The sequence below is a fragment of the Pseudomonas sp. FBF18 genome, from assembly GCF_024261405.1.
Taxonomy (GTDB): domain Bacteria; phylum Pseudomonadota; class Gammaproteobacteria; order Pseudomonadales; family Pseudomonadaceae; genus Aquipseudomonas; species Aquipseudomonas palmensis.
In genome coordinates, this window is sequence record NZ_QKRS01000002.1 from 168,037 (window position 1) to 182,514 (window position 14,478).

At 63.8% G+C, this 14,478-nt stretch carries 16 protein-coding genes and 1 pseudogene; 6 read left to right on the forward strand and 11 right to left on the reverse strand.

The genetic code is table 11. From position 1 onward, the window contains the following. Nucleotides 1-18: 18 nt before the first annotated feature. The 6 genes from DN387_RS04610 to DN387_RS04635 all read right to left on the reverse strand — a co-directional run bounded on the left by DN387_RS04610 (nt 19) and on the right by DN387_RS04635 (nt 5,302). The gene (locus DN387_RS04610; protein WP_043861462.1) at nt 19-1,014 is read right to left on the reverse strand and encodes a hypothetical protein; all 996 of its coding nucleotides are present in this window, start codon (nt 1,012-1,014) and stop codon (nt 19-21) included. A gap of 65 nt (nt 1,015-1,079) precedes the next feature. After that, nucleotides 1,080-1,652, reverse strand: a complete 573-nt coding sequence (locus tag DN387_RS04615; protein WP_054914562.1) for a hypothetical protein — start codon at nt 1,650-1,652, stop codon at nt 1,080-1,082. 1 nt (nt 1,653) lies between these two features. Further along, nucleotides 1,654-2,067, reverse strand: coding sequence for a hypothetical protein (locus DN387_RS04620; RefSeq protein ID WP_054914659.1), 414 nt, complete (start codon nt 2,065-2,067; stop codon nt 1,654-1,656). Between the two features lie 334 nt (nt 2,068-2,401). Then, a complete protein-coding gene (locus DN387_RS04625; protein WP_054914561.1) occupies nt 2,402-2,953 on the reverse strand; it encodes an AAA family ATPase in 552 nt (183 codons plus the stop codon). Then, nucleotides 2,950-3,516, reverse strand: a complete 567-nt coding sequence (gene pnuC / locus DN387_RS04630; RefSeq protein ID WP_054914560.1) for a nicotinamide riboside transporter PnuC — start codon at nt 3,514-3,516, stop codon at nt 2,950-2,952. The genes DN387_RS04625 and pnuC overlap by 4 nt, the downstream gene beginning before the upstream one ends. A gap of 151 nt (nt 3,517-3,667) precedes the next feature. Next, nucleotides 3,668-5,302: a methyl-accepting chemotaxis protein gene (locus DN387_RS04635; protein ID WP_043861500.1), complete on the reverse strand. Its 1,635-nt coding sequence runs from the start codon at nt 5,300-5,302 to the stop codon at nt 3,668-3,670. A gap of 284 nt (nt 5,303-5,586) precedes the next feature. Here DN387_RS04635 and DN387_RS04640 point away from each other — a divergent pair, with 284 nt between their 5' ends. After that, on the forward strand, nt 5,587-6,417 hold the full coding sequence (locus DN387_RS04640) for an undecaprenyl-diphosphate phosphatase (protein ID WP_254506011.1): 831 nt from the start codon (nt 5,587-5,589) through the stop codon (nt 6,415-6,417). Nucleotide 6,418: 1 nt separating this feature from the next. Next, a complete protein-coding gene (locus tag DN387_RS04645) occupies nt 6,419-6,820 on the forward strand; it encodes a DUF1294 domain-containing protein (RefSeq protein WP_054914559.1) in 402 nt (133 codons plus the stop codon). A gap of 63 nt (nt 6,821-6,883) precedes the next feature. Here the strand turns inward: DN387_RS04645 and DN387_RS04650 are convergent, their stop codons facing one another. Together DN387_RS04650 and DN387_RS04655 are read right to left on the reverse strand one after the other, a co-directional pair. Next, complete coding sequence (locus tag DN387_RS04650; protein ID WP_043861467.1) at nt 6,884-7,243, reverse strand: MmcQ/YjbR family DNA-binding protein; 360 nt, start codon at nt 7,241-7,243, stop codon at nt 6,884-6,886. Continuing rightward, nucleotides 7,236-8,144: a LysR substrate-binding domain-containing protein gene (locus DN387_RS04655; protein WP_043861502.1), complete on the reverse strand. Its 909-nt coding sequence runs from the start codon at nt 8,142-8,144 to the stop codon at nt 7,236-7,238. Before DN387_RS04655 ends, DN387_RS04650 begins: the two co-directional genes overlap by 8 nt. Nucleotides 8,145-8,272: 128 nt before the next feature. On the opposite strand from DN387_RS04655, the gene DN387_RS04660 reads away from it, so the two are divergent. Next, nucleotides 8,273-8,884, forward strand: a complete 612-nt coding sequence (locus DN387_RS04660) for an FMN-dependent NADH-azoreductase (protein WP_054914558.1) — start codon at nt 8,273-8,275, stop codon at nt 8,882-8,884. Nucleotides 8,885-9,041: 157 nt separating this feature from the next. Further along, complete coding sequence (locus DN387_RS04665; protein WP_236066269.1) at nt 9,042-10,049, forward strand: dienelactone hydrolase; 1,008 nt, start codon at nt 9,042-9,044, stop codon at nt 10,047-10,049. Here DN387_RS04665 and DN387_RS04670 read toward each other — a convergent pair. The 3 genes and pseudogenes from DN387_RS04670 to DN387_RS26125 form a co-directional block, all read right to left on the reverse strand. Further along, nucleotides 10,043-11,236, reverse strand: coding sequence for an MFS transporter (locus tag DN387_RS04670; protein WP_054914556.1), 1,194 nt, complete (start codon nt 11,234-11,236; stop codon nt 10,043-10,045). The two genes, DN387_RS04665 and DN387_RS04670, sit on opposite strands and share 7 nt — an antisense overlap. A gap of 171 nt (nt 11,237-11,407) precedes the next feature. Next, nucleotides 11,408-12,994, reverse strand: coding sequence for an ABC-F family ATPase (locus DN387_RS04675; RefSeq protein WP_043861471.1), 1,587 nt, complete (start codon nt 12,992-12,994; stop codon nt 11,408-11,410). Between the two features lie 71 nt (nt 12,995-13,065). Further along, a pseudogene (locus DN387_RS26125) lies at nt 13,066-13,377 on the reverse strand (integrase). Between the two features lie 225 nt (nt 13,378-13,602). Between DN387_RS26125 and DN387_RS04680 the strand changes: the two are divergent. Continuing rightward, the gene (locus DN387_RS04680; protein ID WP_167400192.1) at nt 13,603-13,773 is read left to right on the forward strand and encodes a hypothetical protein; all 171 of its coding nucleotides are present in this window, start codon (nt 13,603-13,605) and stop codon (nt 13,771-13,773) included. Between the two features lie 340 nt (nt 13,774-14,113). Further along, a complete protein-coding gene (locus DN387_RS04685; RefSeq protein ID WP_054914555.1) occupies nt 14,114-14,455 on the forward strand; it encodes a hypothetical protein in 342 nt (113 codons plus the stop codon). The last annotated feature ends 23 nt before the right edge of the window (nt 14,456-14,478 follow it).

The following is a 14,478-nucleotide window of genomic DNA, read 5'->3' on the forward strand; positions in this document are numbered from 1 at the left end:
GCCCCGTCCTTTTTCAGCTTACAGGCAGGCGCGGCAGCCTGCTGCGATGGACAGCGAGTTGCTCTGCTGGTTGCCCGAGCCGGCCGACACGTTGGCGCCCACGTTGCCCGACACGCCATTGAGCGAGTTGCTCATGTTGGCGTTGTTGACCACAGGGTTGGCCCAGCCGGTAGGTTTGAGCACCTGGTAGGTGTAGACACCACCGAGTACGAAGCTGCCTTCTTCGGTGAAGGTAAGCTTGTCTTTCTGTGGTTTGTTGCCGCCACGATCATCCCAGCCACCGTTGTGCCCGGGTTTGTCGTCTTTGCGTTCCACGTAGCCGTGGCCTTCGCCTTCGTACTGGCCATAGGCGGCAAAGGCGCCACCGAGGGTTTCCTTGGTGTAGGTACGGTCGGCCTTGTTGTTGACGCTCAGGCCGGAGGTGGACTGGTTGGCGGCTGCGCTGGCCACGGCCACACGGCCGCCGGACACGGCGATTGCCAGGTTGTTTTTCTGTTGGTTGAAGTCGCCGGCGGTCACGTTGACACCGATGTTGCCGGAGCTGTTGTTCGCCGAATTGGTGAGATTGGCGTTGTTCTGGGTAGAGAAGTTGTTGACGATGTTGCTGGTGTTGGTCTGGGTGGCGCTGGAAACAGCAACCGCACTGCCGAAGATGAAGCGTTCGTCGGCGGTGGCGATGGCGGCAACGTTGTCTTGCTGGTTGCCGTCACCGGCTGCCACGTTGGCGCCCAGGTTGCCTTGAGAGCCGTTTGCCGAGTTGTCCATGGTGCCGTTGTTGCGGGTGTTCTCGTTGAGCACACCGTTACCACCGTTGCCCTGGGTATCGATCACGGTGGCGCCAGCGCCGGCGTTTACCAGCAGGGCGAGCAGCGCGCTGGAATTGTTGTTGCCGCCGTTATTGCCGCCATTGTGTCCGCCGTTGTGACCACCGTTGTTTCCGCCCGCTTGTGCAGCAACTGCCATGACCGCTGCGAGTGCGAATACCAGAGGCTTGAGTGCCATTGTGGGTTTCATGGTGTTTCTCCGCATTGTTTTTAGTTGTTAAGTGTTGTGTTGTGCTGCGTTGTGAACTGCTCGGGTCAATCTGCAACCCGTACGCTCAGGGTGTTGGCCATTCGGTTCCCGACCCCGGCGCTCTGGTTCAACTGGATCACCCCACGGCTGCCGGTGAAGGCCTGATCGCTGGTAGCGACCTGGCGACTGCCGGGGGTTTGACCTGTCGAGCCTGAGCCGTTTGACAGCGCCACGTTCTGCTGGTCGAGGACGCTGTCGTCGATGCTCTGCGCGGTGGCACTGATGCTTACCCGCACCGCATTGACTTGTTGTGTGTTGGCACCGGCCGACTGGTTGATCCCAATCATCCCGTTACCGTTGGTGAAGGCGTTGCCACCGATGCTGGCGCGGGCATTGATCGCGCTGCTGGCAGGGGTGTCGATGCGCTGGCGCACCTGGGTGGTGGCGGTGGCATCGGGGTTGATGGCGATGGCGCGACTGTTGTTCTGTTGCTGCTGGTCGCCAGCCGCCTGGTTGATGGTCACGTTGCCCTTGTAGCCCTGGCCGCTGGCGTTGATGGTGGCGTTGTCATTGACCGATTGGCCGGCCAGGGCCGACGCGCTGCAGGCCAGCGCCAGAAACAGCAGTGAGTGGTTCATCTCAACGGCCCCCGGTCAGGATCTGCAGCGGCGCAAGGCCACGCTGCACGTTCTGGTTGACCGAATTGGAGATGCTGTTGGCGCCCCCTGCGCCAGGGCCGGAGCCGCCACGCAGGCCCGGCAGGCTGGTGGGCACCGCCCCCATGCCGCGGATGTTGCCGGACGCGTCGGGCATCAACACCCGGTTTACACTGGCACCGCTGGCCACACCGGCAAAGTCGCCATCGCTGAGCTCGTTGGTCTGGCTCAGGATGCGTGGCGACTGATTGGCATTGACGGTCATGGGGCGGGGGTCGGGGGTGCCGGTCGGGCGAACGGCCGAACGCGGCTGAACCTGGCGCTGGATGATGATGGTGCCGTCGCCGGCGGCCAGTATCGGTAGGCTCAGGGTGCTGGCGCCCAGCGCACAGCCCATGACGAAAAGACTCAGCAGCTTGTTGGTGTGATTCCCCACGGCAGCGATTCCTTCTTCGGTGCGCTGGCCCTATCAGCGTTGCGAGAAGGAGAGCAGAAGCTGTGCCGCTTTTGCTTTGTGCCAGCGAATCAAGGGAATAGCGCACGGGGCAGGGGCCGGTCGGAAAACCTGTATCACCGGTGATACAACCGCTGGTCCTTTTTACAGGCCTTGCAGCAGCGCAGATGCCCGGCGTGCCCCGAGGGTGGGTGTATCACCGGCTTAACACGTCACCGCGTGTTGGGCGCAAGTGCTCTGGATCGGCGGTTGAGGTGGCCGGGTGTGTAACGCCGGGTTAACACTCGGTGGCGCAGGCCGGGGGCTTGCCTTCCAGCAGTGCCTGTACGGCCGCCAGTACCGTCGATTGGCGGTATGCCCAGTCGCCCTCGATGACCTGCATGGGTTGGCCATGCCGTTGCAGCCATTGGCGGCTGGCCTCGAAGAACGCCTGGCGCTCCTCCAGCCGTGGTTGACAGCGCTGGCCGTCGCCTACCCAGGGCACGCCTGCGGGGCTGAGCAACAGGTGCAGGTCGTAGCGCCGTGCCAGCAGCGCCTGTTCCAGCCACGCCGGGCAGTCGTTGAACAGTACGCGGCTCCATAGCATGTTGCTCAGCAGGTGCGTATCGAGTATCAGCAGCTCGGGCTGGCGCGCGCGGGCCGCATCCTCCCACACCAGCTGCCCGCGGGCGATGGGGTCGATGTCGGCGTAGCAGGTGTCGCGCCGCTGCTCGTCGATGAAGTGGCGCACGTACTCGCCTACCAGTTCGCCACCGAAATGCGCCTGGATTTCGCCGCCCAGCCAGCTCTTGCCACTGGATTCCGGGCCCGCCAGTACCAGGACCTTCATGGGCTGGCCAATGCCGGGTCACGTCGCCAGCTATGCCAGCCCTGCAGGGCGATCAGGGTGAACAGCGCATACAGCGCGGCGGTGATGTACATGCCTTTGTAGAGGAACAGGCCGACGAAGATTACGTCCAGCACGATCCACAACGGCCAGCATTGCACGCGCTTTTGCGCCATCCAGAGCTGCGCCACCAGGCTGAAGGCGGTGAGGGTGGCGTCCAGCCAGGGCTCTGCAGCATCGGTCCAGGTGGCCATGGCCGCACCGAGGGCCAGGCTGGCCAGCAGGCCCACGCCCAGGCCCGACAGCAGCGGCGCGGTACCCAGGTAGGTCACCTGCCGGATCGGGCGATCCTCGCCGGGGCGTGTCCACTGCCACCACCCATAGAGCTGGAACACGGCAAACGCCAGTTGCAGCAGCATGTTCGAATACAGCTTGAAGTCGAAGAAGATCCAGCTGTAGAGCAGCACCACCAGCAGGCCGATGGGCCAGCACCAGGGGTTCTGGCGGGTCGTGAGCCATACAGCGATGACGCCCAGCACGGCAGCGTACAGTTCCAGGCCGGACATCGGCGTTCCTTGAAGGGGGGCAGGGCGGCGATTGTACCTTGTGGCACGTCAGGTGCCAGCCTTGGGTGAGCACTTCGCCGCCAAGGCCGGCTCCTGCTGAGGCAATGTCGAGCCTTGCAGAAGCCGGCCGCTGGCGAGGTGCAGGCAGCGGTCAGACCCGGAACTGCCTCAGCAACTGCCCCAGCTGTTCGCTCAACTGGTTCAATGCGGCCCCGGCACTGCTCGACTGGTGCGCCGCCACGGCCGTCTGACGCGACAGCTCGGCCGTCTGGGTAACGTTGTGGTTGATCTCTTCGACCACATGCGACTGCTGCAGCGTGGCACTGGCAATCGAGGCATTCAGCGCGCTGAGGTTGTGCAGTGCCTGGCTGATGGCATCCAGGCTGGCACCGGCCTCGCTGGCCTGTTCGACCGTCTCGCGCGAGGCCAGGCTGCTGGCATCGATCGCCTTGACCGCAGCCTCGGACTGGCCCTGAAGGTGCTCGATCATCTGCTGGATCTCGGCCGTCGACTGCTGGGTGCGTTGCGCCAGCAGGCGCACTTCGTCGGCCACCACGGCGAACCCGCGACCCTGTTCACCCGCCCGCGCGGCCTCGATGGCGGCGTTGAGTGCCAGCAGGTTGGTCTGCTCGGCAATCGAACGGATCACCTCCAGCACGCTGCCGATACGCGTGCTCTGGCCCGCCAGGGCCTGGATCACCTGCACCGCCTGGTCGATGGTGCCCGACAGCTCGTCGATTTTCAGCAGGCTGCCATGAATGCTTTGCCGGCCCTGTTCGGCCCGCTGCTGGGCGTCCTGCATCTCGCTGGAGGCGTGCTCGGCGTTCCTGGCCACGTCCTGCACCGCATAACTGACCTCATTGATTGCGGTGGCCACCTGTTCCATCTGCTGCGACTGCTGTTCGCTGCGCTGGTGCGCCTGGCCGGCGTTGCTGCCTACGTCCCCGGCCGAATGGCCCAGGGCCTGGGCAGCGCCCTGCAACTGGGTCACCACCTGCTGCAGCTTGGCGGTGAAGGTGTTGAAGTGCAGGCCCAGCTGGGTGACTTCATCCTGCCCATGGGTGTCGAGGCGACGGGTCAGGTCGCTTTCGCCGCTGGCGATGTTGCCCATGGCATCCACGGCTTCCTGCAAGGGGCGGGTGATACTGCGGGCGATCAGCATGACCACCAGTGCCATTATCAGCGCGATGACCACCCCCAGCAGCGATGCGTCGCGAAGCTGGCGCACGAACTCGGCGTGCATGTCGTCGATGTACACGCCAGAGCCGATCACCCAGCCCCAGGGTTTGAACAGCTGGATGTACGAGGTTTTTTCCACCGGCTCGCTGGCACCGGGCTTGGGCCAGCGGTAGTCGATGCTGCCGGCGCCCTGGGCCTTGGCCAACGCGACCATTTCGTTGAACAGCGCATAGCCGTCCGGGTCGCGAATGCCGGAGAGGTCCTGGCCTTCGAGCTTGAGGTTCATGGGGTGCATGATCATCTTCGGGCCCAGGTCGTTGATCCAGAAGTAGTCGTCCTGGTCATAACGCAACCCGCGCACCGCACTCAGCGCCTGTTGCTGGGCGGCCTCGCGGGTAAGGGTACCGCTGGCTTCCAGCCCCTGGTAATAGGCCAGCACGCCGGCTGCGGTTTCGACCACGTGCCGGGTCTTTTCGGCCTTTGCCTGGTACAGGTCACCGTGGATCTGACGCAGCATCAGCAGCCCCAGGGTCACCAGCATCAGTACCGCCACCACCAGGATGAGCCACAGCCGACGGCTGATCGACATACTGCGTAAAGTCTTCATGAAGGTCACCCTATGTTCTTGTTATTGTCCGCATCCAACCACGCTTTACCGAAACAACCTACTCGACCAAGGGCTAAGTGATTGATTAGTAGAGCGCTGTCGCGTCGAGCGGCAGCGTTTGCACGAGCGCTCTGTTAGGATTTCGGCCTTCACGGGGCAGTTCTGAAGGCCGGGGTAGCATTTCCTTCGGTTTTGCGACGGAGTGTCGCCGTAATATGCCCGGTTTCGGGCAATCAAATAACGAATGATGAGACCTGCCAGCGGCAATGTCTTACGGGGGAATGATGGATTTTTGGACCGCCATGCAGGCTGTGATTCTCGGCATCGTCGAGGGTCTGACGGAATTTTTGCCCATTTCGAGTACCGGTCACCAGATCGTGGTCGCCGACCTGATCGACTTTGGCGGCGAACGCGCGATGGCGTTCAACATCATCATCCAGCTGGGCGCGATCCTGGCGGTGGTGTGGGAATTTCGCCGCAAGATCCTGGACGTGGTGGTGGGCCTGCCCCGCCAGGCCCGGGCCCAGCGCTTTACCCTCAACCTGCTGATCGCCTTCATGCCCGCCGTGGTGCTGGGCGTGCTGTTCGCCGACCTGATCCATGAGTACCTGTTCAACCCGATCACGGTGGCGGTGGCCCTGGTGGTGGGCGGGGTGATCATGCTGTGGGCCGAGCGCCGCCAGCACGTGGTGCGTGTCGAGGAGGTCGATGACATGCGCTGGACCGATGCGCTGAAGATCGGCTGCGCGCAGTGCCTGGCAATGATTCCAGGGACTTCGCGGTCGGGCTCGACGATCATCGGCGGGCTGTTGTTCGGCCTGTCGCGCAAGGCCGCCACCGAGTTCTCGTTCTTTCTGGCGATGCCGACCATGGTCGGGGCGGCGGTGTTCTCGGGCTACAAGTACCGCGACCTGTTCCAGCCGGATGACTTCCCGGTGTTCGCCATCGGCTTCGTGGTGTCGTTCATCTTCGCGATGATTGCGGTGCGCGGCTTGCTCAAGTTCATCGCCAGCCACAGCTACGCGGTGTTTGCCTGGTACCGTATCGCATTTGGCCTGGTGATCCTGGCGACCTGGCAGTTCGGCTGGGTCGACTGGGCCGTGGCGCACGGCTGAGATGGCCCGCATCGAAACGCGCCCGCCCATGCGCCACCTGCGCCTCAAGTTGCTGGCATTCGTGGCCCTGTGCCTGCTGCCGGTGCTGGGCGCACTGAAGCTGGGTGTGGGCACAGGCAACTGGTTGTGGCTGGCGGCCTATGGGCTGGCGAGCCTTGGCTGTTTCGGGCTGTATGGCTACGACAAGCGTCAGGCGCGCGGCCAGGGGCAGCGTACCCCCGAGAAGGTGCTGCATGCCTGCGAACTGGCCGGTGGCTGGCCAGGGGCGCTGCTGGCGCAGCAGGTGTTCCGGCACAAGACACGCAAGTTGTCGTATCAGCTGGTGTTCTGGGTGATCGTGCTGGGGCATCAGGTGTTCTGGGCCGACTACCTGTTTCTTGCCGGGCGATTGTTCGGGTTCTAGAGCGCTTTCGCCGGCAAGGTCGGCGCCTTCAGGGGCCGGCCTTGCCGGCGAAAGCCATCGGCCTCAGAGCAGCAACCCGACCTGTACGCGCTTGGGCAATCGCCGCACCACCAGTTGGTGCGAGCGGCGCAGCAACTCTTCCAGTTCCCCACGCCCCATCGCATAAGGCTGCGCCACACTGATCCAGTGTGCCCGCGCCAGGTACGGCGCCGGTCGCACCCCGGGGCGGTCCACATAACCCAGGAACAGCTCGGTGTCGACCTTGAACGACAAGCCTGCACCCGCCAGGTCCATCACCGCGAACATCTTGTTGCCGGCCACCGAGAACACGCGCACGCCACCCCATTTGTAGTCTTCCTGCACACCGGGCAGGCCCAGGCAGAATGCCGCCACCTGTGCCTCGGTCATTTTTCGCTCAGACATAACGCTCTCCGCATTCCTCGAACGAGGCTACCAGGTGATCGATCCACGCCCTGACCGCCGGCAGCACGCCGCGCCGGTGCGGGTACACCGCCTGCAGGTAACCGCCCGGCAGTGACCAGCCCGGCAGCAGGCGTACCAGTTCGCCGCGCTGCAGTTCGGCCTCGCAGTGCATGATAGGCAGCGTGGTGAAGCCCAGGCCCGCCAGGGTGGCGGCCTTGCGCACCACGAAGTCGTCGATGGCCAGGCGCGCTTCCAGGGTCAGGTCCTGCTTGTGGCCCTGCTCGTCGAGCAGGCGCAGGTGCACCAGGCGGTCGGCCTCGACCGCGCCCAGTACCGGCACCCTGGCCAGGTCGGCAGGGGAGCTGACAGGGTGCCGGGCGGCAAACTCAGGTGCGGCCACCAGCAGCATCTGCGCCTGGCGCAGGCGGCGGGTGACCAGCGCCGGGTCTTCGTCGCCCAGGTCGCGCACACGCAGGGCCACGTCGATGCCCTCGGTAATCAGGTCGACCCGGCGGTTGAGCAGCACCATGTCCAGCTGCACCTGCGGGTACTGCTGCAAAAATGCGCTGATCACGCCGGGCAGGAACTCATGGGCCAGGCCCACCGGGCACGACACCCGCAAGCGCCCGCGCGGTTCGCTGGTCATGCTGGCCACCGCCTCGTCGGCCATCTCGGCCTCCAGCAGCATGGCCTGGCAATGGCGCAGGTAGCGCTCGCCCACGGCGGTGAGCTTGAGTTGCCGGGTGGTGCGCTGCAGCAGACGCGTGCCCAGGCGCTCCTCCAGTTCGGCAATGCGCCGCGACAGCCTGGATTTGGGCACACCGAGCAGACGCCCGGCCGCCGCGAAGCCGCCGGCCTCCACCACGCGGGCGAAATAGAACAGATCGTTGAGGTCTTGCATGCCGGTCATGGGCATTGTCCTGCCAGTGGGACGAAGAAGTGCGAATTTGCGATCTTATCAGCTATTGGCTATCCCGGTAGCATCCTCCCCATCGTGATCGCCAGCCGATCCTCATTCAGGAGAGCCCCATGAAACTGTTGCACATCGATTCCAGCATCCTCGGCGACAACTCCGCTTCTCGCCAGCTCAGTCAGCGTGTAGTCGCCGCCTGGCAAGCGGCAGAACCTTCGGCGCAGGTGGTCTACCGGGACCTGGCCGCCGATGCCATCAGCCATTTCTCGGCCGCGACCCTGGTTGCCGCCGGCACGCCTGACGAACTGCGCGATGCGGCGCAGCAACATGAAGCCAGGCTCAGCAGTGAAACCCTGCAGGAGTTTCTGGCGGCCGATGCGGTGGTGATCGCTGCGCCCATGTACAACTTCACCGTGCCGACCCAGCTCAAGGCCTGGATCGACCGCATTGCCGTCGCCGGCCAGACCTTCCGCTACACCGAAGCCGGGCCTGAAGGCCTGTGCGGCAACAAGAAGGTGATCGTGGTGTCGACCTCCGGCGGCCTGCACGTCGGCCAGCCGACCGGTGTGGCCCACGAGGAATTCCTCAAGGTGTTCCTGGGCTTTATCGGCATCACCGACGTCGAGTTCGTGCGCGCCCATGGCCTGGCCTACGGCGACGAGCACCGCAGCAATGCCATGCAGGCCGCCCAGGCGCAGATCGACAGCGAGCTGTTCGCGGCTGCCTGAGCCCCTGTCGAAAAGCCGACTTGCGGTCACCCCGCAAGTCGGCTTTTTCATGCACCTTTCATCCAGCCCGGCCTGGCCCGCTCTATGCTTGCCAGTACCGGTCACAGGTGCGGGCCGGGCAGGGTGAGCAACGATGCGGTGGGTTCGAACATTTTTGATGCTGGTGCTGTGGAGCTGCTGCCTGCTGGTGCAGGCCGAGCCCGCGCAGCACTGGAGTGTCGGCCTGCATCGCATGGCTGTGACCGACCCGGTGGACGGCCAGCCGATGCAGGCGCTGGCGTTCTACCCATCCAGCGACGCCGCCCGGTGGCATCAGGTCGACGGCTATCGGGTCCACGTGGCCGAAGAAGGCGCGGTGGTAATGGGCCGCTTCCCGTTGCTGATGTTGTCCCATGGCAATACCGGCACGCCACTGGCGCTGCATGACCTGGCCAGCGCCCTGGCACGCCGGGGCTTCGTGGTGGTGGCGGTGGTGCACCCGGGAGACAACGCTCGCGACCACAGCCGGCTTGGCACCCTGAGCAACCTCTATGGTCGGCCCCTGCAGATCAGTGCCGCCTTGACCGCGACCCTTGCCGATCCGTTGCTTGCACCTTACGTCAGCGACGGGCAGGTGGGCATGATCGGTTACTCGGCCGGTGGCGAGACAGCGTTGATCCTGTCCGGTGCCCGACCAGACCTGCAACGCCTGCGCCGCTACTGCCAGCAGAACCCGCTGGACGCCGATGCCTGCAAGGCCCACGGGGTGCTGGTAGCAGACCGTGACGACCTGCTGCCCCACGCCGACCCCAGGGTGCGTTCATTGCTGCTGATGGCGCCGTTGAGCCTGATGTTCGGACGCCACGCGCTGGCCGATGTGAAGGTGCCCGCGCTGATCTACAGCGGCGACCGCGACCAGTTGCTGGCCATCGACAAGAATGCCCAGGCACTGGCGCGCAAACTGCCGATCACCCCCAACTACCGCCTGCTGGCGGGTGCCGGGCACTTCGTGTTCATGGCCCCGTGCGACGCATCCCAGCTGCAGCACATGGCCACGCTGTGCACCGATGCCGAAGGGGTGGACCGCGCCGGCATACACCTGTCGTTGCAGGCCGAAGCCACGCGCTTCTTCACCCGCACCCTGGGGGGCGCCGAGCGTGTCGGCCTGAGTGCGGTCGATCACTGAGCCGTGGCGCGGCGCAACAGCACCAGGGTCAGGCCCACGCCGGCCAGTGACAGCAGCGCCGCCACACAGAAGATCGAGGCGTAGCCCAGGTGCGCAGCGATGGCGCCCATCACCGGGCCGGCAATCGCCAGGGCCAGGTCGAAGAACACCGCGTAGGCCCCCAGCCCGGCGCCGCGGCTGGAACTGGGCACCTGCTTGATCGCCTCGACCCCCAGTGCCGGGTACACCAGTGACAGGCCGAAGCCGCTCAGCCCCGCGCCGACCAACGCCAGCAGCGGTGACGGCGCCAGCCACAACAATGCCAGCCCCAGGGCCTCGACGCCCATGCAGGCAATTGCCACGCGGTAGCCGCCCCACTGGTTGACCGCGTTCACGAACAGCAGCCGCGACAGGATGAAGCACACGCCGAAGGCGCTCAGGCACAGGGCGGCGCCGCTCCAGCCGCGTTCTATATAGAAGAGCGTGACGAAGGTGGTCAGCGTGCCATAGCCGATGGAGGCCAGGGTAAGGCCCACGCCGCACGGTGCCACCCGTGCGAAGGCGGCCCAGAACGGCAGGCGCACGCCACGCACCACCGGCACCGAGGGCTTGTTGCGTATCACCAGTAACGCCGCTGCCGCTAGCGCGGTCAGGCTCAGGCCCAGGGTGGCGAAGTTCAGTTCGCTGGCCACGATCACCCCCAGCGGTGCTCCGATGGCGATGGCGCCATAGGAGGCGATACCGTTCCAGGAAATCACCCGCGCGGTGTGTTCGGCGCCCACCTGGCCGATGCCCCAGCTCAGGGTGCCCACGCCAATCAGGCCCTGCGCGATGCCCAGGGCCACCCGTGCAGCCAGCAGCACTGCCAGGCTCATCACTGGCAGGTGCACGGCCAGTGCCGATGCCCAGGTCAGCACGCCGCTCAGCGCGATGCCCAGCAGCCCGTAGATGATCGCGCGCTTGGTCCCCAGGCTGTCGGCCAGGCGTCCGGCCATGGGGCGGCTGAGCAGGGTGGACAGGTATTGCAGGCCGATGGTGATGCCGGCGATGACCGCGCTGAACCCCAGGGTGTCATGCACGTGGCTGGGCAGCACCGCGATCGGCAGGCCGATGCAGAGGAAGGCGATGAAGGTGTAGAAGACGATCGACAGTATCTGTCGGGTAACCGACTCGTTACTGAGTGCAGCAGAAGGGGGCGGGGCAGACATGGGGCTCGTTCGCAGGCAAGCGGTTGGAGGCGACCATGATGGCGGGAGCGGGCAGGAAAAGAAAGCAGGCTAACGAACAAGCTGTGGCCAGCAAGGCCGGCCCCCACCCGGGTCGCGAAAACCACGCACCCTGCAGGAGCCGGCCTTGCCGGCGAAGCTTGTGTACGACGCTTAGATCAACACACCCTGGCTGCGCAGGTAGTCGTCATAGGTACCGCTGAAGTCGATCACGCCGCTGGGGCTCAGCTCGATGATGCGGGTGGCCAGCGAGGACACGAACTCGCGGTCGTGGCTGACGAACAGCAGCGTGCCCGGGTAGTTTTCCAGTGCCAGGTTGAGCGCCTCGATCGATTCCATGTCCAGGTGGTTGGTCGGTTCGTCCATCACCAGTACGTTGGGCTTTTGCAGAATCAGCTTGCCGAACAGCATGCGGCCTTGCTCGCCACCGGAGATCACCTTCACCGACTTGAGGATCTCGTCGTTGGAGAACAGCATGCGCCCCAGGGTGCCGCGGATGATCTGCTCGCCCTGCGTCCACTGGCCCATCCAGTCGAACAAGCTCAGGTCCTCTTCGAAATCGTGGGCGTGGTCCTGGGCGTAGTAGCCCACTTCGGCGCTTTCGGTCCATTTCACCTCGCCGGCATCCGGGGTCAGCTCGCCGACCAGGGTGCGCAGCAGGGTGGTCTTGCCGATACCGTTGGGGCCGATGATCGCCACGCGCTCGCCGGCTTCGACGGTGAAGCTGAAGTTCTTGAACAGGGTCTTGCCGTCGAAGCCCTTGGACATCTTCTCGATGGTCACGGCCTGGCGGTGCAGTTTCTTGGTCTGCTCGAAGCGGATGAACGGGCTGACGCGGCTCGATGGCTTGACCTCGGCCAGCTGGATCTTGTCGATCTGCTTGGCGCGCGAGGTGGCCTGCTTGGCCTTGGAGGCGTTGGCCGAGAAGCGGCTGACGAAGGTCTGCAGCTCGGCGATCTGGGCCTTCTTCTTGGCGTTGTCCGACAGCAGTTGCTCGCGCGACTGGGTGGCGGCGGTCATGTACTCGTCGTAGTTGCCCGGGAACAGACGCAGCTCGCCGTAGTCCAGGTCAGCCATGTGGGTGCACACGCTGTTGAGGAAGTGACGGTCGTGGGAAATGATGATCATGGTGCTGTTACGCGCCGTGAGGATGCTTTCCAGCCAGCGGATGGTGTTGATGTCCAGGTGGTTGGTCGGCTCGTCGAGCAGCAGCACTTCAGGGTCGGAGAACAGTGCCTGGGCCAGCAGCACACGCAGTTTCCAGCCTGGGGCGACTTCGGTCATGGGGCCGAAATGCTGTTCGAGGGGGATACCCAGGCCCAGCAGCAGTTCACCGGCGCGGGATTCGGCGGTGTAGCCGTCCATCTCGGCGAATTCGGTTTCCAGCTCGGCGACGGCCATGCCGTCGTCTTCGGTCATTTCCGGCAGCGAGTAGATGCGATCACGCTCGGCCTTGACCCGCCACAGTTCCTCGTGGCCCATGATCACGGTATCGATCACGGTGAATTCTTCGTAGGCGAACTGGTCCTGGCGCAGCTTGCCCAGGCGCACGTTCGGCTCGAGCATCACCTGGCCGGCCGACGGCTCCAGGTCGCCGCCGAGGATTTTCATGAAGGTCGACTTGCCACAGCCGTTGGCGCCGATCAGGCCGTAGCGGTTGCCATTGTTGAACTTGACCGAGACGTTCTCGAACAAGGGCTTGGCGCCAAACTGCATGGTGATGTTAGCGGTAGAAATCAAGTGCTTATCCTGCGGGGTGTCCAGAGGTGTGTTTAGGTGCCGCCGACCTTTTGGGGCCGATTTTGGGCCCGTCAGATACGGGACGGCAGCTTCTCCAGCTCCTTCCAATCCGAGGAGGAGCTGATCCATTTTGCGTAGGTAGAGAGCAACATCTCGACGCTGTGGCCGAGTTGGTTCGCGATGAACGCGGGGTTCATCCCAGCCATTAGGCACATGGTTGCGTAGGTGTGGCGCGTGTCGTACTGCCGACGTTCACGGATGCCCAGCGCCTTGAGCGCGAGCTTGAAGTGCCTGATTGTAACACCTGCCTGCCTGATCTACATCCCGCCTTTACCCGGCTGGAACACAAAAGGACTGGTGGGAGTGGCTGATTTCGATGCCATTTTGCGCAAACCCGGTACCACGGCCTGTTGCTCCCCAGCGTGCTCATCCCCGGGTTTCTTCCTTTTTGCCCGCATGCTTGTCTGCGGGCCGCTACTGCCGTCGTCCTTGCACGCCGCCGCAGCGGCCCGGCCAGTTCTTCGTTTGCCACGGCAACAGCTCTCCAGGCCCGCGCCTTTCGGCGGACTGATGTGTTATAAAAAAGTATGTCAAACAGGAGGTTAGATATGGCCAATAAAGCCAAACCGTTCTACTACGCTGCGGCGCCACTGATTGCGATCGGCGCTGCGTTCGCCGCAGTCGGCGCCTCTGGGCAAGCTGCTTTTGGCTACACCGCGGTCGGCTTTCTGGTGCCTGGTGTAGTGCTGCTCATTACCGGATATCGCCAGCGGGCTTGACGTGTGCGGTGGGGTCAAGCTGCAGGCACAGGCATACACATAGGTGCCTGAGTGAAAATACTCAACGCGGACTATCGAGCGAGCCTTGAATAGGGAGGCCCTGCCTGAAGCGAAAACTCTTGTTCCAGGCATCTACCCCAGACAATAGGGGGGCGTGATTCCAAGAGAGCCCTTACGGAACTGCCTCGCAATGCCTGTCTCGGCCAAATTGTTAATTTTTTTCGCGTAATACTGGCTTAATTTTTAAAAGGCTTGATTGCCTGCTTTGGAGGTTGACGACATTTTTTTGATGATCAGTGCCCAATTGTAAGAGCCATTTTCAGCGAATACACTCCAGACCATGAAACGCTACCTGCGGTTTTGTCTCATCTTCTTGATCAGCCTGGCGCTTCCCCTCAGTGGGATGGCGGGGGTTCAGGCACCGACAGAACCTTGCCCGATGAAGACCATGGGTATGGCTATGATGGACGACATGGGCATGGATTGTTGCAACGACATGAAAAGCCCTGTCGAACACGGCAAACCTTGCAAGCCGGGCCAGGAGTGCAAGTCGGGCGGTATGTTGCAAGTCTCAATCTTCAAGCCTCCTGTGACCGTGTTCAGCCCCGTAGTGCTTTCCCTCATCAGCGATTCTCTGCCTGTACAGACCCCGTCCGGGGTATGGCGACCGCCACGCGTTTGATTCCTTTCCAACATTGAGCCTCA